At 55.1% G+C, this 24,808-nt stretch carries 18 protein-coding genes and 1 riboswitch; of the genes, 4 read left to right on the top strand and 14 right to left on the bottom strand.

Going from position 1 to position 24,808, the window contains the following annotated elements:
• The first annotated feature begins 36 nt into the window (after window positions 1-36).
• Genes qoxB through qoxD form a run of 3 tightly spaced genes read left to right on the top strand, consistent with a single transcriptional unit; the run spans window position 37 to window position 2,874 of the window.
• The gene (gene qoxB / locus NSU01_RS05235; RefSeq protein ID WP_076247372.1) at window positions 37-1,986 is read left to right on the top strand and encodes a cytochrome aa3 quinol oxidase subunit I; all 1,950 of its coding nucleotides are present in this window, start codon (window positions 37-39) and stop codon (window positions 1,984-1,986) included.
• Entirely contained in the window at window positions 1,983-2,579 is a 597-nt protein-coding gene (qoxC, locus tag NSU01_RS05230; protein WP_042133881.1) for a cytochrome aa3 quinol oxidase subunit III, read from the top strand. Before qoxB ends, qoxC begins: the two co-directional genes overlap by 4 nt.
• A gap of 1 nt (window position 2,580) precedes the next feature.
• Complete coding sequence (gene qoxD, locus NSU01_RS05225) at window positions 2,581-2,874, top strand: cytochrome aa3 quinol oxidase subunit IV (protein WP_039302907.1); 294 nt, start codon at window positions 2,581-2,583, stop codon at window positions 2,872-2,874.
• Window positions 2,875-3,074: 200 nt separating this feature from the next.
• On the opposite strand, the gene NSU01_RS05220 is transcribed toward qoxD, so the two are convergent.
• The 8 genes from NSU01_RS05220 to NSU01_RS05185 form a co-directional block, all read right to left on the bottom strand.
• The gene (locus NSU01_RS05220) at window positions 3,075-3,944 is read right to left on the bottom strand and encodes a hypothetical protein (protein WP_144026180.1); all 870 of its coding nucleotides are present in this window, start codon (window positions 3,942-3,944) and stop codon (window positions 3,075-3,077) included.
• Between the two features lie 45 nt (window positions 3,945-3,989).
• Entirely contained in the window at window positions 3,990-4,220 is a 231-nt protein-coding gene (locus NSU01_RS05215) for a hypothetical protein (RefSeq protein WP_076247367.1), read from the bottom strand.
• A gap of 279 nt (window positions 4,221-4,499) precedes the next feature.
• Window positions 4,500-6,209, bottom strand: coding sequence for a methyl-accepting chemotaxis protein (locus NSU01_RS05210; protein WP_076247365.1), 1,710 nt, complete (start codon window positions 6,207-6,209; stop codon window positions 4,500-4,502).
• Between the two features lie 143 nt (window positions 6,210-6,352).
• Window positions 6,353-7,039 (bottom strand): ECF transporter S component, encoded by a 687-nt coding sequence (locus NSU01_RS05205; protein ID WP_076247362.1) that lies wholly within the window; start codon window positions 7,037-7,039, stop codon window positions 6,353-6,355.
• On the bottom strand, window positions 7,012-8,853 hold the full coding sequence (locus tag NSU01_RS05200; protein ID WP_076247359.1) for an ABC transporter ATP-binding protein: 1,842 nt from the start codon (window positions 8,851-8,853) through the stop codon (window positions 7,012-7,014). Before NSU01_RS05200 ends, NSU01_RS05205 begins: the two co-directional genes overlap by 28 nt.
• Entirely contained in the window at window positions 8,769-9,713 is a 945-nt protein-coding gene (locus NSU01_RS05195; RefSeq protein ID WP_076247356.1) for an energy-coupling factor transporter transmembrane component T, read from the bottom strand. The genes NSU01_RS05200 and NSU01_RS05195 overlap by 85 nt, the downstream gene beginning before the upstream one ends.
• The gene (locus NSU01_RS05190) at window positions 9,710-10,639 is read right to left on the bottom strand and encodes a DUF4430 domain-containing protein (RefSeq protein WP_339302663.1); all 930 of its coding nucleotides are present in this window, start codon (window positions 10,637-10,639) and stop codon (window positions 9,710-9,712) included. The genes NSU01_RS05195 and NSU01_RS05190 overlap by 4 nt, the downstream gene beginning before the upstream one ends.
• 543 nt (window positions 10,640-11,182) lie before the next feature.
• Window positions 11,183-11,392 carry a hypothetical protein gene (locus NSU01_RS05185; RefSeq protein WP_339302661.1) on the bottom strand — a complete coding sequence of 70 codons (210 nt, stop codon included), beginning with the start codon at window positions 11,390-11,392 and terminating at the stop codon, window positions 11,183-11,185.
• Between the two features lie 398 nt (window positions 11,393-11,790).
• Here NSU01_RS05185 and NSU01_RS05180 point away from each other — a divergent pair, with 398 nt between their 5' ends.
• Complete coding sequence (locus tag NSU01_RS05180) at window positions 11,791-12,027, top strand: hypothetical protein (protein WP_042133865.1); 237 nt, start codon at window positions 11,791-11,793, stop codon at window positions 12,025-12,027.
• Between the two features lie 61 nt (window positions 12,028-12,088).
• On the opposite strand, the gene NSU01_RS05175 is transcribed toward NSU01_RS05180, so the two are convergent.
• From NSU01_RS05175 to NSU01_RS05150, 6 genes are all read right to left on the bottom strand, one after another.
• A complete protein-coding gene (locus NSU01_RS05175) occupies window positions 12,089-14,248 on the bottom strand; it encodes an S-layer homology domain-containing protein (protein ID WP_179093604.1) in 2,160 nt (719 codons plus the stop codon).
• Window positions 14,249-14,439: 191 nt separating this feature from the next.
• Window positions 14,440-14,629: riboswitch (cobalamin riboswitch) on the bottom strand.
• Window positions 14,630-15,146: 517 nt separating this feature from the next.
• Window positions 15,147-18,359 carry a hypothetical protein gene (locus tag NSU01_RS05170; protein ID WP_076247349.1) on the bottom strand — a complete coding sequence of 1,071 codons (3,213 nt, stop codon included), beginning with the start codon at window positions 18,357-18,359 and terminating at the stop codon, window positions 15,147-15,149.
• Entirely contained in the window at window positions 18,356-19,618 is a 1,263-nt protein-coding gene (locus tag NSU01_RS05165) for a hypothetical protein (protein WP_076247346.1), read from the bottom strand. Before NSU01_RS05165 ends, NSU01_RS05170 begins: the two co-directional genes overlap by 4 nt.
• Before the next feature lie 628 nt (window positions 19,619-20,246).
• Window positions 20,247-20,882, bottom strand: a complete 636-nt coding sequence (locus tag NSU01_RS05160) for a beta-mannanase (RefSeq protein WP_076247343.1) — start codon at window positions 20,880-20,882, stop codon at window positions 20,247-20,249.
• A 35-nt stretch (window positions 20,883-20,917) separates the two neighbouring features.
• Window positions 20,918-22,189 (bottom strand): VWA domain-containing protein, encoded by a 1,272-nt coding sequence (locus NSU01_RS05155; protein ID WP_076247341.1) that lies wholly within the window; start codon window positions 22,187-22,189, stop codon window positions 20,918-20,920.
• 193 nt (window positions 22,190-22,382) lie between these two features.
• On the bottom strand, window positions 22,383-24,806 hold the full coding sequence (locus NSU01_RS05150; RefSeq protein ID WP_083705691.1) for a transcription initiation factor TFIID: 2,424 nt from the start codon (window positions 24,804-24,806) through the stop codon (window positions 22,383-22,385).
• Window positions 24,807-24,808 lie beyond the last annotated feature (2 nt).

The raw sequence follows: 24,808 nt of genomic DNA, 5'->3' as shown, positions 1-24,808 counted from the left end.
AGAGCTTAACGTAACACACTGAAAGGAGCCACCCTAATGGATTTAGACAAATTTAAGGTTCACGGCGAACCCTTGATATACGGAGCCATGGTCAGCATTGCACTTGCCACCATCGGGATTCTCGTCGGGCTTACCTATTTCAAGAAATGGGGATACCTCTGGCGTGAATGGCTTACTACTGTAGATCACAAAAAAATCGGTGTCATGTATATCCTCGCGGCGCTGCTCATGCTGTTCCGCGGCGGTGTGGACGCGATGATGATGCGTCTGCAGACGGCAGCGCCGGAAATGAAATTCCTCGATGCCCAGCATTACAATGAGGTATTTACCACGCATGGCCTAATCATGATCCTGTTCATGGCCATGCCGTTCATCATCGGTCTGATGAATGTGATCATTCCGCTGCAGATCGGCGCGCGTGACGTCGCGTTCCCGCGGCTTAACGCCGTCAGCTTCTGGCTCTTCTTCATGGGGGCCATGCTGCTGAACATTTCCTTCGTTATCGGCGGATCGCCGGATGCCGGATGGTCAGCCTACTTCCCGCTGGCGAGTCTTGAATTCAGCCCGACGGTCGGTAACAACTACTACTCCCTGGCCCTCCAGATTTCCGGTATCGGGACTCTGATTACAGGGGTCAACTTTATCGTAACGATTCTCAAGATGCGCGCACCGGGCATGAAGCTGATGAAGATGCCGATGTTCACCTGGTCCGTACTCATCACCAACGTCATTATCGTCTTCGCCTTCCCGGTACTTACTGTTGCGCTTGCGCTGATGATGTTCGACCGCCTGTTCGGCTCCCAGTTCTTCACGATGGCCAACGGCGGGATGGATATGCTCTGGGCCAATCTGTTCTGGGTATGGGGTCATCCGGAGGTCTATATCGTTATTCTGCCGGCCTTCGGTATTTATAGCGAAATTATCGCCACCTTCTCCAAAAAGAACCTGTACGGATATACCTCAATGGTATTCAGTATGCTGATTATCTCGCTCCTGTCCTTCCTCGTATGGGCTCACCATTTCTATACGATGGGTCAAGGCGCAATGGTCAACAGCTTCTTCTCCATTACAACAATGGCTATTGCCGTACCTACAGGGGTAAAAATATTCAACTGGCTGTTCACCCTGCGAAAAGGCAGGATTACCTTCACAACGCCAATGCTGTATACACTCGCCTTTATTCCGATTTTCACCATCGGCGGGGTAACGGGTGTCATGCTCGCAATGGCCAGTGCCGATTACCAGTATCACAACACGATGTTCCTGGTGGCGCATTTCCACTATGTGCTCATTCCGGGTGCCGTGTTCGCCGTCATCGCCGGATTCCATTACTGGTTCCCTAAAGTGTTCGGCTTCCGCCTGAATGAACGGCTCGGTAAGCATTCCTTCTGGTGGATCGTGATTTCCTTCAACGTAACCTTCTTCCCGCTGTTCTTCCTGGGTCTGATGGGAATGACACGCCGGACGTATACCTATTCCGAGGAATCGGGCTTTGGTCCGCTGAATATGCTGTCCTTCGTAGGGGCAGTCGGCCTGGCTATCGGATTCCTGCTGCTGGTCTACAATATTTACTGGAGCACACGTTATATGCCTAGAGACACAACAAGTGATCCATGGGATGGACGGACACTCGAATGGGCTACACATAGCCCGATGCCGGTCTACAACTTCGCAATTGTACCTACTGTGCAGACCCGCGATGCCTTGTGGTCCGCGAAGCAGGACAATATCCCGCTCTATGACGACAAAAAAATCACCAAGATCCATATGCCTAGCAATACCGGCAAGCCGTTCATTCTGGGCGTGATCTTCTTCATCCTGGGATTCTCCCTGGTATTCAGCTTATGGATTCCGGCCATCCTCTCAGGTCTCGGTGTCATTGTCATGCTGGCCTTCATGTCCTTCGACCGGGATCACGGCTACTATATTTCGGCTGAAGAGGTTATCGCTACAGAAAAGAAATTGAAGCGGGGTGAGACTGTATGAAAATAGATGCGTCCAAGCCGCTCGAATATTCAACGGAAGAGAACAGTAACAAGATCTTCGGCTTCTGGGTCTTTCTCGGAGCTGAAATTCCTCTCTTCGCCACATTGTTCACTGTTTACTTCGTAATGGTCAACCGCTTTGCCAGCGGACCGAGCGCCAGCGAGCTGTTCAAAATCGGCCCAGTGCTGATCGAGACCTTCCTGCTGCTGTCGAGCTCCTTCACGATCGGCCTGGCTATCCATGCCATGCGGCATGGCTATAAGAAAGCGATGATGGTCTTCATGGCCATCACGCTGCTTATGGGCCTCGGCTTTATCGGCATTGAAATTGACGAGTTCTTCACTTACGTCCATGAGGGTGCGACCCTGCAAACCAGCGGTTTCCTCTCCAGTCTGTTCGTACTGCTCGGAACGCATGGTGCCCACGTCAGCTTCGGCTTCCTGTGGGGAGCGGGAATCATGATTCAGCTGTGGCGCCATGGCATCACACCGGCCACCGCCAACAAGGCTTTTATCTTCTCCCTGTTCTGGCATTTCCTGGACGTTGTCTGGATCTTTATCTTCAGCTTCGTCTACCTGAAAGGACTGATGTGACATGATGAAGCAACTGTTCCCAATTCGCCATGTGATGGGTTATCTGGCCTCTCTGGTCCTTTCTGCCGCTGCGCTGATTGTCATCTACGGAGATCTCTCCTCCGGGGCCAATATGGCCGTGCTGCTGATTACAGCGCTTATCCAGGCTTCTCTGCAGCTGTTTGTATTCATGCACATCGGGGAATCGGCCGACTCCAAGAAAGAGCTGTACATCAACATCGCCTATGCACTGTTCGTGGGTCTGGTTACCATCTTCGGAACCCTGTTCATCTTCGTGTGGGGTTGGTACTCTTAAACTTTATGAGGGGCGGGAACGCCTCTTCTACGCAGCATAATAAAAGCGGTCCGTTTCCGGTATGTTCCGGGACGGGCCGCTTTTTTGGTGCAAATCATGAATTAATATTGATGTGGTCGTAACTGCGGTGAATATTTAAACTTCCCCCTCCGTCACTTCCATCTTGTATTGTCCATTCAAGTCCGAAAGCTAAAAAATCACTAATCCTGCAACTGCACCACACTGCTGCTGCTCTCATCCCCGCTCCATTCGGTATACGCCAGCTGTTTGCCCGAAGGGCTCCAGGAGGTCGTCAGATTCCCTGTACCATCTGCAACCTTGACAGACTTACCCGATTCCAGATCGTAGACATAAAGAGCAGTAGAGGCCGTACCGTCCCCGTCAGCGGACATGCTGTAGGCAATCATCCGCTGGTCCGGCGACCAGGAGATACCGCCAAGCTCCGCGCCTTCCACGATAATCTTCTGATTTCCCCCGTCTGTATCAGTGAGGAGCAGCGCTTGTGCGGAATCCTTATATTGCTGGACCAGCAGCTGATCTCCGCCCGGTGAAGGAATTACGCTGCCGACACGGTCAATTTTCAAGGTGGCTTTTTCCTTGGTATTCAGATCGAAGGTTTGCAGCGATTCGCCGGAATTGGAGGTGTAATAAATCTTATCTTTGATTTGCCGGACAACAATCAGTCCTTCACCGCTAAGTCCCTCTACCGCAGCGATCTTACCGGAGGTATTTGCTGTAAAAGCACCGCCGCTGTATGCAGGTCCTATAACGGTGTCATCATCAGCCCACCGGGCGCTCATAGCTCCTGCAATGTCATCGCCTGTGATACTGAAGGTCTTCTTTGACCCTAAATCCATCACATAGTAGACCGGATCTCCTAATGAGAATTCACTATACAGCAGATGCTTGTGATCGGATGACAATACAGCGTCTCCCAGAAACACATTTTCCTGTTCCTTGATCAATTCAAATTCTTTGGTATCCAGGTGGTAGAAGTACAGGCTTTTGGGCAATGAATCCGCGAGCTCCTCCAGACTCATTTTACCTAACTTGTCGTTCTCCTTGGACACTACAACCGTATCCTCATCCATCCAGTCAGAAATAACTATATTCTCCTAATGCCCGATCTCCTCCGCCGTTACCGCTGGCCCGGCTGCTTCCCGGGTTGGTCCGGCAGATTTGACGGGTTCAGCGGTTCGGGCAGGTCCGGCTGGTGTACCCGTGCCCTCCGTGCTGTTCCCCGGCTCCTGGACAACGGCATTATTTCCGTCCTGACCTGCACTGCAGGCAATAAGTGTGCTCAATAATACCGGAACTAGGGCCAGTTTGAATATTGGGGTCCTCATCCTGTGAATCGCTTCCTTTGAATTCAGGTTCACTTCCTGGAATGAACATCCAATCATGGAATCATGGAATCGCGCTCAAGATGCCCTTCCGTTTCCTTAGCAATACCCGGAAGCTACTCTCCCGGTATCTTTAAAGACGTGAGCAGAAAGCCGTATGTTGCAGGAAGCTGCCTGTTGTTGTAGGGCGGATGACCTTATTCATTCAAAAAAAAGCCCTGTTCAGCTGCAGATAACAGGAAACTCCCTGCTATCTTTAGCCGAACAAGGCTTTAGTACTTCCTATAGCTTGAACCGGGCCAGATGCTTCTGCAGATCCTCGGCCAAGGTGGCGAGGTACTGGGCAGAGGAAGACATCTCCCCCATTGCGGTAAGCTGCTGCTCACTCGCTGCGCTTGTGTCCTGAACATCACCGGCGCCTTTACGCGAGATTTCATCCACCTCAGCCATCACCTGGGCTACGCCCTCCGATTCCTGGGCGACATGTCCGATAACCTCCGTAATCAATTCCATCTGCTCGCTGGCTGCTTGAATAGAGGTCTGTATCTCAGTAAATGCGGCGGAGACTACTTCACTCTGTGCTACGCCATGGGAGACAATCCCGGAGCCCAGCTCCATCGATTCCACTGCGCTTTCAGTCTGCTGGCGGATATGGGTAATAATCTCCGTAATCTGCAGCGAGCTTCTTCCGGTAGCTTCCGCAAGCTTGCGGATTTCACCCGCAACCACAGCGAAGCCCCGCCCATGCTCTCCCGCTCTGGCCGCTTCAATCGAGGCATTCAGTGACAGCAGATTAGTCTGGGTAGCAATGTCATTGATGGTTGTGATGATCGTGTTGATCTCTTCGGACAGGCTGCCCAGACTGCCGACAATACTCTGGCTTGCCGATACACTGGAGTCGATCTCCCGCATTTGGGCCAGAATCCGTTCAACCGCTTCGACGCCCCGGTCCGTTGATGAGGCAGCCTGTGCCATCAGACCGTTCATTTCATTGCCGCTGTGCCGGGCCTCGGTAATATCATACGTCATCGTCCGGACGGACCGGGCGGTACGTGCGATGCTCTCGGCCTGTACATCGAATCCGGCAGCGATTTCACTTGAGGTCTCGGCGATCATCTGGGAAGCATGTGCCGTCTGTTCTGCGCTTGCGCTCATCTCCTCTGAGGAAGCCGACAGAATCTCGGCACTCTCGGAAACTCCGCGCATCATATTCTGGAGGCCTTCCAGCATTGTATTAAACGAAGTGTTAATCTGGCCGATTTCATCCTTCGACTGATAGGAGGCGGCAGCAGTCAAATCCCCCTCCTCTGCCCGCTTCATCAGCTGCTGCAGTTCCTTGAGCGGTTTCGTAATCAACCGGGTAATCATGATGCTGATCACAATACTCAGAACCCAGGCAATAGTAATCAGAATGCTGCTTAAAGTGATGGAGCTCTTGGCGCTCGCTACAGTATCCTCATTATGCGCGGATGAATCCTGTACAAGCAGGGCCGCAGTATCCTCCAGCAGGTTAACCATCGTCCGGCGCGATTCACTGAACGCTCCACCCGAGAAAACCTGATAACCCTCATCATTCAGTTTATTGTCGGCAAGATGGATGATATTATCACGCTGGGAGCGGTAGTCCGGCAGAAGGAGCAGATATTCGTTGATATTGGCCGCGATTTTGTCATTGCTGAACTCAACCGTCTTGAGCTGTTCTAAAAGTTCATTGTTCGTAGTGATATTCGTTTCAATAGCCGCCTTAAGCTCCTGGCTCTTGGCAGCATCCCTGGTAATGAGATCCTCCAGCAGAAAAGATTCGATCGCCCGGTTATTCCCGCGGATCTCCGTAATGAGATAAATCGGCAGCAAATTCTGTTCATATGTCTCCTGGGACCTGTCCGCCATTCTGCTGGTGGTCATAATGCCTGTCGTCCCAATGCCTATGAGTAACACTACAATCACTGCAATCAGCAAAGTCATTTTATGCTTAATCTTCAGATGTCTCATTCTTATAATCCCGCCTTCTCGATATCTTGCTGTAACTGTATTTATCGGAGAATTAGGCCAAAATGTTGATAATACACTGAAAAAAATGTCGAAAAAAGAAAAATATTATCGATTCATATGAACAAAGACCTATAAACAGCTTTTCACTCTTGAAGCAGTCCGTACTTCTTGCGGAATCTCTTCAGCACTTTGGTCCAACCACCCGCCAGAATAGTCAGGAAAAAAACATTGGATAAAGCATGGGCCAGGTCAAAATAAAAGCTGGCTCCATAGGTCGCTGCCACAAGCCCCCAGCTGAACGCATCCGGGAGACTGAGAATAACCCAGAGATTCATAATCCAGCCGAACAGGAATCCCCAGATAAAACCGAAGATCAGCAGCCCGGGCCGTTTCTTCATCCACCAGGTATTCCGCAGCCAGCCTGCCGTAAGTCCGGTCATCCCCCAGGCGAACATCTGCCATGGTGTCCAGGGGCCCTGACCGAAGTAGATATTCGAGACCAGCGCCGCCACTGCACCGATGACGAATCCTGCCTCTGCCCCAAAGACATAAGCCGACAGAATGACAACGGCAGACACGGGCTTGACCCCCGGCAATGCGGCAAAAGGAATCCGGCTGACCGCAGCAATAGCAGATAATACGGCCAGCAGCACCAGTTCACGGGATGCCAGCTGGCGGCGCTCCAGACGGAGAAACAGCGGCAGCAGCGCAGCCAGCAGCAGCACCAGGCTGAGCAGGACATAATGACGGTCTTTCAGCGCCGCTGTTAGCGCGAGGCCAGCCGCGAATAATCCCAGGGCAATCAGCAGGGGGGCGCGGAACCGGACCATGTTCGAATCACATCCTCTATTGTCAATGCCTGCGGCAGTAAGTCCCGGACCATACGGTTGACTGCCGTAGTATAGAAATAATTACTGCTGAAGAACTCTGCCGGCGCCCCTTCCGCTGTTATGCTGCCGTCAAACAGCAGCGCACAGCGGGAAGCATATTTAGCGGCAAACTCCACATCATGCGTTACGATCAGAATACTGGCACCCTGCCCGCGCAGTTGCTGGAGCAGAGCAGCCAGCCTGTCCTTGGCTGCCGGGTCGAGCCCCTTAGTCGGCTCATCCAGCAGCAGGATATCCGGCTTCAGCAGCATCATCATGGCAAGTGCGGTCTGCTGCTGCTGGCCGCCGCTGAGATCATGCGGATGGCTCTGCAGCACCCCGCGGAGCCGGAAGACTTCCAGCAGGGAATCTATTTCCCGCCCGGCTTCATCCAGGGACGCCCCGGCATACTGCGCCATATGCTGCAGTTCCTCAGCCACAGTATCATAGCTGAAATAGAGCAGCGGATTCTGGGCCAGAAGTCCGGTTGTACACCCCTTGGACAGCTCGGCCTTGCCGCGCTGCGGCTTCATCAGGCCGCCCAGTACATGCAGCAGGGTCGACTTCCCGGCACCGTTCCCGCCCATAACCGCCAGAAGCTCTCCCCGCCTCAGCGTTAGCGAGAGCTTCCTCAGCACCTCCCGGCCTTCCTTGTCGTAGCGGAAGGTAACCTCCCGGCAGCTGAGCAGAATTTCTGCGGATGGTGCAGGAAGGTTCACGGGTGAATCCTGCCCGGGCGGGCCGGAGGCTCCAGCCGGATAAGTAACGGGCTCAGCGGCTGTATTGCCGGGTGTGACAATACACGGAGCTGCAGCAGAGGCTTCATGGGAGAGCGCAGCAGGTAATCCAGCGCCGGGATTAGCGGCCGGATGATCACGAATGACAGTAGCGCATACTCCTGCTTCTGTCACAACTGAAGCTCCCGCTGCCCTGGAATTCAGCAGCCAGCGTTTGCCCTCGCGTACGGTCAGCGGAATATTCTCCGCTGCGGCCGTTCCCGCTTCCGGTGACAGCGCCAGATATAACCGCGAAGCTGCCGGAAGATAAGCCTGACGTGAAGCGAGTGATGCGCTGCCGGCTTGCTGAACGAAAGCACGCGGGCCTGCATCTGCCACCAGCCTGCCGCCCTCCAGCATCAGCACACGGTCGGCCAGCGGCAGTACCTCCTCCAGCCGGTGTTCGCTGATGATTACCGTCACTGACATTTCCTCGTTCAGCCGCTGCAGCGCCATAATGAATTCCCGGGCAGCTACTGGGTCAAGCTGCGAGGTCGGCTCATCCAGCAGCAGCACCTTGGGCTGAAGCAGCAGCACCGAGGCCAGATTGAGCAGCTGCTTTTGCCCGCCGGACAGCTCATGCACGGATTGGTAGAGCAGCGGCTCCAGCCCGAATAATCCGCAGATCTCAGCCAGCCGGGTCCGCATCACTGCAGGCGGCATCCCCAGATTCTCCATAGAGAAGGCCAGCTCATGCCAGACGGTATCCATCACGATTTGCGCATCCGGATTCTGGAAGACCATGCCGATCTCCCCGGCGGCAACGGCTGCGGGAAGCTCCGGCAGGAGCTGCCCTTTATATGTCAGGCTTCCGCTGAACATGCCTACCGGAGCAAGCTCGCGTTTCAGATGGCGCAGCAGTGTCGTTTTGCCGCCGCCTGACGGACCGCAGAGCACTACGAATTCGCCTTCTTCTATTGTGAACGAGAGCTCATGGAGCGAGTCCCTGTCTTCTTCAGGATAGCGGAAGGATACTTGTTCCGCTTTGAGGATCTCCATAACCATTTCTCCTTTCCTTCCAGACCTGCAGGGAGCAGGACGAACAAGCAGAAGCTGCCGTACATCACGGCATCCTGCCAGCCGAAATCCATACTCTTCATCCGGGGATAAATCTCCAGCGTACCGTAGCCCTGCAGCCAAAAGAACAATGCAATCATACCGCTGAGCGTCAGTACCAGCAGAATTAGCTTATCCTGCCGATCCGGCTTGTATATACTGTACGTGCTGCGTTTGGCAACCCCGTAGCCGCGGGCCGTCATGGAATCTCCGGTCTGCAGCGCTTCCTCCAGCGACCAGGTGAGCAACACCTTCAGCAGCGTCATGCCGTCTTGCATCCGCTTGCGCAGGCTTCCTGTGCGGACATCCACCCCGCGCAGGCGCTGGATCAGGGTAATCTGGCGCAGCCGCCGCTGGAATAAGGGGACGAACCGGAGCGCCATCAGCGTAAGTAATGCCGTTCTTGGCGCAGCGGCAGCGAACAGGTACATGAATTTATCTGTCGTTACCGTGTAATTGTATGAAATGAACCAGATGAAGATTGTCAGCAGTACGGTCATCATTATAAGTCCGTACAGCACAGCCTCCAGCGTAATCGGCTGGTCCAGCCAGTAGAAGAGAATATGCGCCCCCCTGTGCGAGAACAGCGGATTCAGCACTGCGACTGAAACCCCCATCAGGAGCATAAAAGGCAGACCGCGCAGCAGCGCCTTCCCTTGGCCCTGCAGCAGCAGCAATGCCAGCAGACCTGCTATTTCCGTAACCAGAAACAACGGATGAAGCCCCAGCAGGGCGAACAACAGCAGCCCGGCATAATACAGCAGGGCTACGGCAGGATGCATGGACCGGAAGCCGCTGTTCATGGCGCCGCTGCCCCGATATCCTTGCCAAGATCAAGCGTATACAGCCACTCTACCGTATCTCCGGGCTTCATAACCCAGCTGCCGGAAGCCTTGGACGGAAACTCTCCGTTCACCTTATACATCCAGCCGCTCTCTGCCCCGTGATCATATTCGTACAGATTATCTATACCTTCCACATAGGCAAAGGTTTTGCTGCCCTGATATTCCATCTGGATCTTGTGCTGGCGGGTAATCCGTCCCAGCAGCTCCAGCGCAGTCTCATTCTTCTCTATTTCATAAGCCGCCGGGGCCAAAATAACGCCGTGCTCCTCATCTCCAGTAATGGAGAGAGTCACCGTATTCACCGGTGCGGCGGTGGCCGCCGGGGCTGGCGCGGCTGGCTTGCCGGAGGCCGCCGGGGCTGGCGCGGCTGGCTTGCCGGAGGCCGCCGGGGCTGGCGCGGCTGGCTTGCCGGTGGCGGCCGATGCTGGCGCGGCGGGACTGCCCGTAGCCGCCGGGGCTGGCGCGGCGGGACTGCCCGTGGCCGCCGATGCTGGCGCGGCGGGACTGCCCGTAGCCGCCGGGGCTGGCGCGGCGGGACTGCCCGTGGCCGCCGATGCTGGCGCGGCGGCACCGGTGTGGCCGGGCGCCGGCGCGGTGGCCGCCGGCACCGTGGCTTGCGTAACGGGAGCTTGCTCCGTTACGCCGGGGGCGGCTCCGGCTGGCGCTGCGCCGGAGCTGGAAGCTGCCATGCCGTCCGCCGTGGCGGAGGGTATGGCAGTGCCCTCAGGCCGCGGCGTCTGCGCGGCCTGGGAACTGGCGGGCGGCACAGGCCCGCCGCCTGCGGAATCCGGCTGCGCCTTGGAGCAGCCGGAGAGCAGCAGGACAACCAGGAGCAGGAGCAGCGGATAGAGCCTCGCCCTTCCTGATTTCAATAGACTGAACATTACCTCAAGCACCTCCACAAAAGGGAAAAGAACGGGGGCAGTCAGCCTGTTCCCCGTTCCGTCCAAACACCTTATGATTTCTTAGTGTGACTTATACATACTAATCCTGAGCAAAGCACCATCAGCCAGCCCCTTGGCCGCTGAGCATCCAGCCCCGCAACCCGAAGGAGCTTCTCTATCGGCTAAAATCAGCCGCTTAAAATACTGGCTGGCACCATACTCTCAGTTTCATTAGCTCTAGCTTCATTAGCTTCATTAGCTCTAACCCCACTAGCAGTAGCATCAGTAGCTTCTTCAGCATTAGCTCTAACTTCACTAGCAGTAGATTCATTGGCTCATTAACTCTAGCCTCACTAGTAATAGCTTTATTAGCTTCATTGGCTTCATTGGCTTATTAACTCTAGCTAAACTAGCTCTAGCTTCTTCAGCATTTGCTCTAGCCCCACTAACAATTACATCATTGGCATCATTGGTTCTAGCCCACTAACGGTTGCTTCATCAGCCCTAGCCCCACTAGCAATAGCTCCATCAGCTTCATTAGCTCTAGCCCACTAGCAGTAGCATCAGTAACATCAGTAGCATCAGTAGCATCAGTAGCATCAGTAGCATCAGTAACATCAGTAGCATCAGTAGCATCAGCAGCAGCAGCAGCATCAGTAACATCAGCAGCATCAGTAGCATCAGTAACATCAGTAGCATCAGTAGCATCAGCAGCATCAGCAGCATCAGTAGCATCAGCAGCATCAGTAGCATCAGTAGCATCAGTAGCATCAGTAGCATTTTAAATCATCGGCTCAATCCGGGAAAGCATGCCTTCCCGAGCGAAACTCCACAAAACATTCCTCCGCCGGAACAGTAATTGGATTTATGACACTTGTTTATCCTATACGGACTTCACTGCCGATCCTAGTTGGATTAATGACACTTAATTCTGCCCCTAGCCGGGTCATTCGCTAATTCATGCGAGATTAAGTGTTGTTTTTCCAACTACGCCGCCATATCGGGAGATTTACCGGGAATTAAGTGACATTTTTCCACTTATATATCCCACCAGCACCCCGCACTATCGCTTTATTAGGCTGCTCCATGCAAAATCTTGCAGAAAATACAACTTAACTCCCTTAATCCTTAGGCATTCGGAAGATTGTTGTATGAAATACAACAATCTTCCCGCTACAACGCTTGTTAGAAGAGAAATGCTGCCTTTTGTACAACAATTTCCGATTATAGCCGCGATCTTGATTGAAATGTTGTATTTTGTGCAGGATTTTCAACAAGCATTCGGATTCCCACCACAAACGAGGGTTGAAATCGTGAGATTCTTGCCCCAGCAGCCCTACTATTCAAATTTCACTGCAGTGAAGACTAAGTTATATATTCATATTTAAGGTTTAGCTTATCTAGGATCTTTTCTTCATCAAGGCTCTTCTTCCTTGACCCATATCCTTCCTAAGGCAATCTAACCGCTACAGCAGCGGCCATTTCTCTGGTTACAGCTGTGGCAGGAGCGAATTCGCCGCCGGTACCGCTCATAATTCCAAGTCCGGTTACAGTACGTACCGCCGTTAATGCGTAGGCGCTGATCTGGTCTTCATCGGTGAATTTCCCGGTTCCGGCTGCTGCCGAAGCCTCGTCCAGCTTCAAGGCTCTCACGATCATTACAGCCATATCCTGGCGGGTAACGGGGCCGTCCGGTTTGAAGGCTGTGCCTGCTACTCCGCTGACAATTCCCAGTTCCTTCGCTTTGTTCACTGCTCCATAATACCACGCATCCGCCTTAACATCACTGAAACTCTGGGCTGACGATGCCGCAGACGGCTCGTTGCCGGTCAATCTCAGCAGCAGTGCCGCAAATTCAGCGCGGGTAATATTCTGCTTCGGTGCGAACACGAGGCTGCTCTCACTGACACCGCCCATCAGCTTGCGGTCATAGACCGTGTACACTGACTCCAGCGCCCAAGGCGAGATTGACTTCACATCGGTAAAAGCAGCACGGTCAGCCGCAGCAGAAGCCACGGTCAGCGGCTGCGAATAGCGGACTACCGCAGGTGTGCTGTCTTTGAGATATCCGGTAACGGTAATCGTATATTTATTCGCTGGCAGGCCGCCGGCAACAACAGCTGAACCCGCAGCATCCGTAACAGCAGTTTTACCGCCGATGGATACCTGAACCCCTGCGGCTGGCGAGGATACCGGGTCGGAAGTGAAGGTCGCTTCATTCCATACCCACTGCTTTTGAGTTACTTTTACAGTAATATCTTGTCCAGGCTGCGGCTGTGCAGGGGAGACCGCCACGGACTCTACCACCTGTGTGTTATCCCCGCCATAATAGACAAGCACGCGGTCATTCTCCGCAAGAAGGAAATCACCCATGCCTACACTTGGATAGATCCACGCTCCACCGCGGGCTACAACATACATCCACCCGTCATAGCCGCCAAAAGCACCCGCAGTTACGCCGCCGATTCCCGTCACGTAATTGCCAGCTTCATTGACCAGGGCCACCTTCTTCGCCGCCGCTGCCTTCTCCAGTGCTTGAAGTACATTTCCCGCATATACAGTGCCTTCTGCCAGGGTTCCGTTAGGGCTCTCAATGGCAACGGACACACTAACCTGAGGACTCTTCACAGGTGAATTGCTAAGATCATAGAGCTTGCTGCCTGTGCTGAAAAGCTTGTAAGCTACCAATGCTTCCAGTGCCTGCTCTGTCGAGAGCTGATTGTAGCTTCCCCCCGCTGTATGAGCGAACCCGCCATCTGCTGCACTATAGCTAAGAAGCTTACTGACAAGGTTTACATTGCCTACGGTATACTCCGCCCCTGCCGGGTCAATGCCAAAGGAGGACAGACCAATAATGGCTTGAGCGACACTCTCGCTGCTGTCACCATAGCCGCCGTTCTTGTCCTGTGCAGTCGCCAGCCAGGCTGCCGCCCGCTGTCCTGCGGTATTGACTGCCGGATCATCCTTATGTCCTGCCAGCACAGTAAGCACCATCGCCGTCATGTCCGGATCACTAGCCCCCGTAGTCAGAGTGAAGCCTCCGTCAGTGTTCTGCTTGGACAGGATCTCAGCCAGCAATTTAGCTGGGGTCCATTTCGCATTGTCAGGCATAGTATAAGTTCCGGAATCAAGCGCCAGCAGTACATAGGCTGCGTTGTTCAGCGTCTGGCCGGTAATTTTATCGTTATTGTAGAGCTTCTCAATCAGATTGTAGCCGGCAACATCCGCCGGATTCCCGCCAAGCGCCCTAACCGTAAGCGTAATCCGCGCATAGTCCGTAGCTCTGGCGTAGACACCCTTGGCTGCGGCTACTTTACTCTCAAGCGCCTTTAAATAACTATCCGGAACCTTATAGCCCGCCTGCGCTAGGCCGATGGCCTGCCAGTCGGACTGGACTCCGGCCTTCAGCACAAACTCCGAAGTGGCATAGACTGCCTCAGCTACGCTAACTGCTGTGCCTGAAGGTAGAGATGCCGCGTTATTCCCAGTGCTCGCAGCCGTCTCTGCAAAAGCCTGTCCCGCCGGAGCTACAGCCGCTCCCAGAACCGCGAACATCATGACAACGATCAGACCCAGCCGGATAAACTTGGATGATAAATTGTTCTTCATTGCTTGACCTCTTTCTGTGAATAGAATGGTATAGATGAATCCTGCGTCCTCCGCTGATGCGGGTGCAACATAAAGACCGCCCTGTACAGGGCGGCCGGGGAAGGATACAATACATGCAGCTGATATGAAGTTTCCCTCACACAGCCACTGCTTATATTTGCACCTGTTCCGCATTCTTACCCCCGAAGAATAGAAACAACAACGAAAAAGGCAGGTCTCCTGGCTTAAGCTTCATTGCTTCCCCCGCCTTCCCATCCTATTATCAGACAGTGACTTCTCAGGAGTCGCTCCGCATTTACAGTGGCGGGACCGCACCGGACTTGCACCGGACTTCCCTTTTAAGCAGATTACAATCGTAGAACCGGCATGGGTATCTGTTGCATGACTGCGCCTGTTTCTACGGAAATCCGCACCTTTTTCCAAAGCTTATTAAATTTGAATATTCACAAACAATCATATCTACTATTCCCCTGTATGTCTATAGACAAGCTGTTTCAATTATAGGCACAACCGGCCCCTTCCGCACAAAAAATCCTGAACAACACTCGCCGCATTCTCCCGGCATATCATGCTGTTCAGGACTTAAATAGTGATGCTTCCGCTTCCGGCAAGAGCCGGCAGCTGGTTGATTGTATTATGTACAACAGAATGGGAATATACGGCGGCCATAATGCATTCTGCTGTATTTAATCCAATTGATTTTGGAATATACCCCCTATAAGCTCTAAAATCCGGAATCTAATGTACCCAATACAATAGAACGCATAATAGGGCTGATTATTCCTGATTTGAGTGGACAAAGTACAATGACCTCTCTGCCAGCTTACGCGGAAGCACCGTTGATGAAATGCCGGACTTCTCTTACATCCGGCTTCGCCCAATTCAGGCTCTCACCCAATCATTCCGCATCCGTGTCCGGGCTGGCGGAAGGAGTGGGGCCGGTGCCGGGTGTAGTCTCCGGAGTAGTGCTCGGGGTACTTCCCAGAATGCTCCCCGGACTAGCCTGTAGCTTCAGCGTATAGATGCCCGCAGTGATCACATCACCCGCGGCCAGCTTTGCGCCCGGCTCCAGCTCCACCGTCACTTCATATACGCGCGCAGGTGTTCCTGCGCCCGATGCACCCGTCGCCAGGGAGGCTTCGGCTTCATCAGAGCCGCCGCTATTTCCAGCGGCTGCATCTCCGCCGCCGTCAGTCCCCACGGCTTCATTTCCGGTCGCCCCGCCGTCAGTCCCGGCAGCTCCCTCATCAGAGCCGCCGTCATTTCCGGCGCCCGATGCACCCGCCGCCGGGGAGGCTTCGGCTTTATCAGAGCCGCCGCTATTTCCAGCGGCTGCATCCCCATTCGCGCCGCCGTCAACTCCGGCGGCCAGGCAACTGCTCGCAGTTGCTACAACCTTGTAAGTGTCCGCAACGTTATTACCGGACATCACGATGATCTCCGCCGGGTTAAAGGCGGAGCATTCCGCCACAGAGGCAAAGCTGAACACCAGCTTGACGCCTGCCTCCCCGCTGCTTTCAGCCCCGCCAGCATTCCCACTGCCTTCTGTTCCGCCGCCTTCAGCCCCGCCAGCATTCCCGGTACCTTCTGTTCCACCATTTCCGGTTCCTGTGCTTGTCCCGGCATCTGCCACACCACCAACCAGCCGTACAGAGACCGGGGCTTGCTCTTGCCCATCCGCACTGTGGATATCGCCCCGAATCGGGCTCACAGTCGGCTGCGGCGCAGCAGTATCCGCATCCGGCCGCAGCCAGCTGATGGCGATGACGGCTATGATCAGTACGATCCCAAGCACGCTGCCGGAGATCAGGATCTGAAATCGGCTGCGGCTGACCCACCGCGCCAGCGGCGAAGCCAGCTGGGAGCGGGCTTCATTGTAGACATTCTGCATGGCGGGCGTTGCGGCCGAGCTATAGCTTTTGCGGAAATCGCGGTTCTTGAACGCCTCGCGGTCGTTCTTCAGGAAATACTTCAGCACCGCCCGCCGGTAATTCGGCCACAGCTTTTTGCTCGAGATGGTGAACAGCCGGTTATGCTGCGACCAGGCCAGGAAACGGTAGACCGTTTCCTTATCATTGCCCGCTTTGCGCGCCACCAGCTCCAGCAGCGCATCGTAATCAAGCGGACCGCCCTCACGTTCACTGCTGTGGTAGAAGGCCAGCGGCAGCCGTTCGAACGGCTCGATGCTCCGCGACTCCTTCAGCCAGCGTCCTCCGAGCAGCTGTACATCATCCAGCTCCCGGGGAGACAGACCGGCGAAAATCTCCTCGTCCGGCTTCTCCTCCCCGAACCAGCGGTACGCAGCGCGCAGCGCATTCGCTTTACGCTTAGCGATTGCATCCAGCGGCGGCTGCCAATCCGCCGTATCCCGGTAGCGCAGGAAGGAAATCTCCAGCAGCTGCTCCATCGTCAGCTCGTCCAGCGAGATCCGGTTCAGCAGGAAGCGGTCGGCAACGGTTCCCAGCTCCTGCAGCAGTGACAGCGCTTCAGCATGTACACCGCCGCCTCTGCGGCGTTCTTTCTCGGCCTTCTGCACCGACTCATGAACCGATGCCACCGCCGCCACCGGATCATTGTCCCGCTGCAGCTTCTCCAGCAGATATTCCTTGACGGTATCGCGCACGAAAGCCTGCTGAAGCGCCTCCGGAAGGAAACGGCCCCAATGCGCCACGAACCGCAGAATATCCGCCGATTTCGGCGCGTCAGCCAGCCGGGATTCCATATAAGGCTCCAGCAGCGCTTTGCGGAAGATAGGCTGGGCCAGCACTCTTTTGAAGAAGGCCGCACTAAGCTCATCGTTGCCCTCAATAATACCGTAAGCGGCAGCAAGCGCATCCTCACGTCCCGCCGACTGGCAGTTCAGCATTCCGTTGATGAAGTAATCCACAATTTTGACCCGGTAATTATGGCCCGGCAGCGCAAAATACTCCTTGAACCACTCCAGAATCTCCGGCGCCGGTATCCCTTTTTTGCGGATCAGATCATACTCACGGTCGAACCGCTCCAGGAACATATCATTCAGCCGCACCCGGGATTCCAGCGCCCCCTCCGGCTTCAGATAGGACAGCAGACCGCCGAGCACAGCGTTCTTGTTCCCAGTATATAAATCTTCATTGCCCTGCTCAATCTCATAAAAGACAGCCAGCTCATTGTAGAGTGCCAGCGACAGCTTGCGGTCCACGCTCTCCCCAAGCAGCAGGGAGTCGGCGAATCTGGCGAAATCTCTGAGACTCCCGCCCTTTTGCCCCAGCGTCTTCCAGGCCAGGTCTGCATACGTCTGCCGGGACTCCCCGAAATCGGCATTCAGAATCCGCGCGCCTGCCAGATCAAAAATATAATCCTTCTCAATACTCCGGTCCCCCGGGCGCAGCGAGCCCTTCTCCACAAAGGTCAGGTGAATATATTTGCGGCTCTGCGGCTCTTTGGCATAAGTGATCACTCCCAGCCTGCGGCGGAAGTCATGCGGCATTGAAGCATAGAGGACCTCCGTCAGCTCCACCGCACGCTGCGACAACTCACTGATCGGTACATCCAGCGCTACATAGATCTTCTTCTTGCCGGCTACGGACAGCATGACCGCCTGAAGCAGGGCTTTGAACAGCTCTTCGGTGAATCCGAGGCTGCGAAGTACGGTCAGCGGGTCTGCAGACTCTTCACGGACCCCGACTGGAATGGACTCCAGCTCAGGCAGTGTTCCGCCCGGCTCTCCCTCATAACTCCGGGCGAAGCCGGCATGCAGCCATTCCCCGTACCCCTCAACAATCTCCTCCGAGCGGATAGGCGGCACCACGAAATTATGGGCAAAAAAAGCGCTCCGCTGCCCCGTGAAATCCGCCGCCAGATAGCGGCTCAGGCCAATCACTGTCTCATTGCTCTCCGTATGGAACAGATGCAGCGCGTCAGGATACAGCTCCTCATCCTTCTCACCGCGTGCCGCGAGCTCGGCCGGAGCATCGTAGAGGCAGAAGGGATGCAGGATTTTTTTGACAAAATTATTGTCGAGACTCTCCGATTTCGCTACCGTATCGAATCCCTCTGTCGCCCGGTAAACGCCGCGGCGCTCGCGGGTATACATCTGCTGGGTGATCATGGACCCTGAAAATCTGTTCACGGCCCGTCGCTCCCCTCAATATAATTCAGCTTGTGCAGCAGCCAGATAAACGGCTCGTCCACACGGATCGGACTGACGACACCCTCCACCTTCTGATTGACCGGATTGCTGCCCAGCGCAGATACCGCGAAGTAACCGGTGTTGGCAAAGTACACATCCATCGTATCCTTGAACGGACGGTCGACCTTCTCGATAAAGCGGCGGATTTCACCGTCGATGTTGTGGAACTCGTCCAGATTCAGCGTGTTGCGGTGCACATAGTTGTTGAACACGTTGCTGTTGGACTTGATGTAATCGCCATCCTCATCCTTGAGTGAGTGCAGCATGTCGCTTTTGGCCAGTACAATGGCCGTTGGAATATTGGTTTTGCTCTTCTCCTGATAAGCGATGAAGTCGCCGAACATGGTCAGCACAACATCACGCGGCTCATCGTACTGCGACACCCACTCGCCCGGACGGTCGCCGAAGTTGATGCGGATTTTCTCGCGGATGGAGCGGATCTGCAGCGGATCGACCATGAACAGAATGCCTGCGGAGTTCTTGATATGCTGGCCGTGCAGGCCCAGATAGTCCTGATCGACCATCCCTTCACCGGCAACATCGAAGAACACCAGCGTCAGCGGGGGCTTGGATTCATCCTTGAACACGAACTGGAAAATGAACGGCTCCTGCATCTTCTCCTTCTGGGTAGAAGCGAGCAGATCTCCCCGCTCGAACAGCGGCTCTTCGTACAGGGTGCGGAATTTGCGGCTGATCTCGGCATTCAGCGGCATACAAGCCGCGTCAAAATGTCCCGCTGTCGTATGCTGCAGCGTATGAATCAGCGAGGTCATATACACCGACTTCCCTACCTGGGAAGCGCCGATAATCGAGATAATATTGCTCGGCACCTTGCCCGCCGTTACAGGCAGCTCATTATGGCAGGACGGACAGAGCCGTCTGCGGGTCAGCACGCCATAGCGGTCGGTGATTCCGGTCAGCACATGGTCCGTATAATGATGGTACTCCTCCGGAATATCCGCCGGGTTCAGAATCGCTTCCATATCGTCTACCGTATCGAGGCCGAAGCGCTCACGGTACTTATTCAGCAGATCATCTTCGCCCAGCGCATAATTCTCGTCATCCTCACGGCTGTGCATGGCCCGGAACACCACTTCCTCCGGCTCAAAGCGGGAGAAGCAGTACGGGCAGACGATGTCATAATACAGCGGCCTTGCCGGGGGCTGATTCTTCTTCATGAAGCGGCTAAAAAAAGACATTTCTCTTCCTCCTCAACGTTTTGTCCGGCAGCTCAGGTAAATGGGCGGCTGACAAAACTGGCTACGAAAGCATAATCTCCAAGTTTTGATGCAGCAGCTCAGGCGAACGAGCGGCTCACAAAACTGGCTTCGAAAGCATAAGCCTAAAGTTTTGCCGCAGCAGTTGCTCAACGAACGAGCTGCTCGCAAAACGGGCTTCGAAAGCATAAGCCTAAAGTTTTGCAGCAGCAGCAGCGGCTCAACGAACGAGCTGCTCGCAAAACGGACAAATTTGCTTCTATATCTGAGCGCAGACGGTCCGCTCGCTTAATTTCTCCGGCCTTACACACTGCACTTCCCCGGCATTCCGTTTGTACGCGGTTCTTGGAGCGCATATAACTGCACTTTGTACAGCTATATTACCGTTTCCGCCCGCTTGCGTCCGAATAGCTGCAGTTCGTGCAACTATACCAGAGCAGAGAGCATGATTAGAGGGGTTCCCCGAGATATAGATGTACAAAATACAATTAAACATCCCGTACGGCAGAAATCTGCCAATTTAGCTGTATGAAATACAGTTATTCCATATCTGGACGTACCCGGCTGAGCTTCTCGCTCCAACTAATATTCCTTACACCCTGCCGGCCGGTCACTCCGGCACCAGCTCGTAATATAAACCGTACTTGCGGCCGTCCGTGAAAAAGATCCGGATGAAGTCGTCTTTGCCGACCTCAATCGGCGGAAGCTGATTTCGTCCGGGGGCGAAATCCTGCACGAACGGGAAAAGCGCCCCGTCCTCCCTGGAGGCCGGATGGCCATCCCGCTTCTTCACGTAGCAGAGTACTTCCTTCGGTACAGGCACCTCAGCGGTGATCGTCATTTGCACAGTTTTCAGCTTGCTGAACAGGCCCTTTTTGTGCTGGACGGAATAATAGATTCTCGCTTTGCCCGCGCTTACCAGTGTCTTGTTGGCACCGTCCCGCTGACGCACCAGCAGCGTCTCCCCGTTCCCGGCCAGCCGGGCATAGATGGTATACGCCACCAGCCCGATCTCATCCAGCCGGTCACGGTAACCGTTATTCGCTTTGTACTCTTCACGTGTGTAGAGCTTCATGCCGGAAGGCGGATGTTCCTCATCCTCCGGTGCCTCCGCAGAGGCTTTATGAATACATACCGCCTGCACGCCATCCGGCCAGCGCCACCGCAGCGTGCAGAACCGGTCTTCCACTCTGGATACCACTTCGGCTATAACCGGTGCACCAGAATCAACCTCGGCGTACTTCATGGCAACATGCTCCTTTCATTAGGTAACCATCAGACTCAGAATCCCTTACTGCCGCGGTTCCGGCGCGGCGGAGGGAAGCCGTCCGCAGGTGCGGCCGCAGCTCCGGCGGCTCTCCCCTTGCGGGACAGGCGTCCTTCCCCTACAGGTACTACATAAGTAAACAATGTAAGAATAGCAACGAGCACCAGCAGTGCCAGCAGGCGGATCATTGGATCTGTAACCGTATCCCCGTTGAGACCGAATTCGAGAATCAGTCCGGCAGCGAGCCCGGATAATGCGCCTCCGAAGCTGAAGCTGCGGGCCAGATGGCGGTTATCGAATATAAGGCCAAGCCCGAGGCCCAGTGCGGTACCAATCAGGATCAACGCAAGAATCCGCACTACAGCATAATAAGGACTGTCTGCTGCCCTATCACTGCGCTCGGTGAGCAGGGTCCGGTCGCCCAGACGGTCATAGATCTGCTGGAATACCTCGCCCAGACGGTTCGCATCTGTAACATCATAATACTGGCCGCCAGTCACGCTGGCGATATCCTGCAGAAGATTGGAGCCGGACGGATCATCCAGGGCAAGCCCGATGGTATTGACCGCAATGCCGCGGTCTACAAATGCGGTCAGCTCCGTTGACGTATCAAACTGGCTGAAGCCGTCAGATAACAGAATGACCATCGCTCCGCGGTCCGCCCCGTCTTCATTGATGACATTCATCGCTTCTGTAAGAGCCCCGCTGATATTCGTTCCGCCCTCGGTAGTCACCAGGCTGCTGATTACATCCGACACCTTCTGGCGGTTCTCCGCCTTCGAGAGCGGGATCAGCGGCTGGACCACGGAAGCCTCATGGCTGAACGTGACCACGGCCACCTTGTTGTCTTCATCCAGCTGCTGCACCAGTGCTCTGGCTGCTTCGTAGCGGCTGTTATTGGGGTCGCTTTCCAGCATGCTGCCGGAATCATCAATGACCATGATGACATTCTTGACCGGCTTGATGCCGCCAAAGTTCAGTTCATACACGAACTCGGTCAGCGTACCTATGCCAAACAGCAGCACCACTGCCAGCGGAAGCATTTTCCATGACGTGCCGAGATAACGTAGCTTCCAGGACTGGCCATTCAGCTTGGGCGAGATCGTCTCGGCAACCACGCTGCCTATCGAGACACAGAGCGCGACAAGGGCAAAATAGATCCCAACCAGTACAATCGGCGGCAGGTCATACGGCCTGCGGTCCAGTAGCAGCTCTCCAAGCACAAAAGCCACACCGCCGCCCAGCAGACTGAAGAGGAGCAGGAGGAGATTGATTTTACGCTGCATTAATATTCATCCTTTCCGGAAAAAACTTAATAATAATGCGCTTGAAGCCGGCGCTGTAGTGCTGGAGTTTCAACTGCAGGGTGAATAGGCTACTAATTCTATTCTGATGCATTCTGTACAACAGATTCCCGGAAAAAGGATCTGAAATTTCATTCTATTGCACTTCCTGCAGCAGAATGAGAGAACATTGTCCTCATCTCATCTCCGGCAATTGCTCCTCAGCAAGACCGTGCAGCTCATAGCCGTTGCCCGCATAGGTCTCATAATATACCTTGCCGTTGCGGTAATAGAGCAGATCCTCCAGGTGGAAGCCGCCCATCAGATTCAGCTTCTCCACTCCGCTCCTGCGCTGCTCATGCACGAAGCCCAAGCGGTAGATGCGGGTGGTCTCGTCGGCACCGAAGGCATAGCGCAGGAATTCGGAGGCACTGTCGCCGAAAAAGTATTTCTCCTCATGCCGGTGCTCCTGCGTATATTCAAACAGGCGGACATTCATTGCCGCCTCCTCTTCGAGACTGCGGTAGAGCTGCTTGAACAGCTCCTCCTTGGAGACAATGTCCCGGTTCTCATAGGCCGCCGCGACATTGGCACGCCGCAGCAGCTCTTCCTCGAACGGAAGCGTGAACGGCCCCGCCGTCAGCAGCTCCCGGTGGCAAATCTCAATCAGCCGCTCAGCTACAGCATCGCGGCCGCGCCGCAGCAGCTCTGAGAGGCTGCCCATAAACCGCTCACTGAAGAAGATATCTCCGCCGCGCCGGGTCTCGATATCCTTCATGACCTCTTCCGTCACGCTGCGGTAATATTCCATGATGTTCTGGTCCACGGTGTCCTTGCTGCGGCCGATGCTGGCAAGGGCCAGGCTATGCAGCTCCTCCTCCAGCGCTTCCATCGCCAGGACCTTGGCTCTGCTGTCCGCATGCAGCTGCTCAAGCGCCGCATCATAGCGGAGGCAGAGGGCAAGCTCGCTTTCGAGCCGGAGAATCTCATATTTCTTACCATATACGGTATCAAATAAATAATGAATGAAATTACGCACAGTCCGTTTATCCAGCAGCGGCACCCGCTGGAACGGCTGGCGTTCTACACTCTCCGCATAGAGCCGTTCCAGCTCCTCCTGCGCAGAGAGCAGTGCCGAACGCAGTCCGCCCATATGCTGGCGCAGGGCATGAAGCACACTCCCTCCGCCCTCTGCCAGCTCAGCGGTCCATTCTGCGAGCTGATAGAAGGTCACCGGCGGAGTTGCCTGCTCCTCGGCGGCCAGAACGCCGGCCCACTCCCGGGCAGGGTCGATGGCCGCAGTCCTTCTTGCGGACACTTCCGCAAAGTTGCTGCGGAAATAGGCCTGCCCGCCTTCGCCGAAGAGCAGCTCCTCGGCTTCGCGCAGCGACAGCGCTCTGAGCTCCGAGTAGGACGGGCGTCCATGGCTCATCAGCCCGGTCATCTCCGCAAGGCCGGTGTCATCCGGCAGCAGTTCCGCCGCGCGGGCACGCAGGGAATCCGCTCCGAGGCCCAGCAGCGCCTGCCGTTCCTTAAGGCTCCGGCTGTTGCCGGCACGCAGCTTCTCAGCCAGGTAATGCAGGGCATGGTAGAGCACCGCCAGTGCAATCTGCCGGTTCGGCCTGCGTACCGCCGAGAAACCGGCCGAAGCATAGCCTTGTCTGCCCGTGCTGCCCCGGATGCCGCTTTTGAAGGTCATATTATTGTAGCCGCCATGCCCGGAAGCATGATCAGCCGCAGGCCGGACACGGTTCTTCAGCAGGCTGATATGGGCAATAATCTCATAATTGTCGTCCATCCCGTGAACGGACATCAGTCCGCGCTCGTTCTTGTCGGAGAGCAGATAGACCAGATCGAACAACGCGGAAGGACCATGGCCCACGGGGATAGACAGCCCTTCCTCCGTAACCAGAAGCGGAGCACTTAAGGCGTAGTCTGCCGCCTGCATCCCGTCCAGCTCACGCAGAAAAGCCAGCCCTACCGAGCTGGAATAGCCAAAGTTATCCCCTTGCTCCCGCTCGTTGATCAGCGCATACAGATCGGTCTGCACCGACTTGAATGACTGGCTGAGGATGGCGCGGGCCAGCAGTGCAACCTCCGGCAGCAGCACATTAAGCGGATCATCGACCCGCGTAACGATGGACAGATGGATGACATCGAACGAAGAATACAGCCGTCCGTAGTCTGCTATGCTGTTGCTTAACTGGCGCAGCGTCCGGTTCATCCCGGCCAGGTACTGGCTGTCCTCATGAAATTCACGGTACAGCTCCCGCCGGACCGTCCGGGGATCACGGCCCGCCGTGTTCGGCAGGGCCATGTGCAACACGCGTTCATGAACGCTGCTGTTACCGCTGCCGATCCATCCCTTGATTCCATCCTTCTCCTGCGTACTGCCGCTGCCGCTGGGAGAACCCGCGTGCAGCGCCATGACACCGCCTGCATTGTCCCATTTGCGCTCGCAGCGCTCCAGCACCGGACCGATGGCCGGGGTCACCTTGTCGCCGAGGAACAGAAACAGAGCAGGGTAATGGATGCTGCTGCGCCCATCCCCCTTGTTATGCTGCGCTTCCTCCTGCGCAGCGTACTGCTCTGAATATTGTAAGGCCTGATCTCTGATCATAG

The organism is Paenibacillus sp. FSL H8-0259 (assembly GCF_037963255.1).
GTDB classification, from domain to species: Bacteria; Bacillota; Bacilli; order Paenibacillales; family Paenibacillaceae; genus Paenibacillus_AQ; species Paenibacillus_AQ phytohabitans.
The sequence above is the reverse complement of the archived record's forward strand: the minus strand, read 5'-3'. Positions and strand labels throughout refer to the sequence as shown.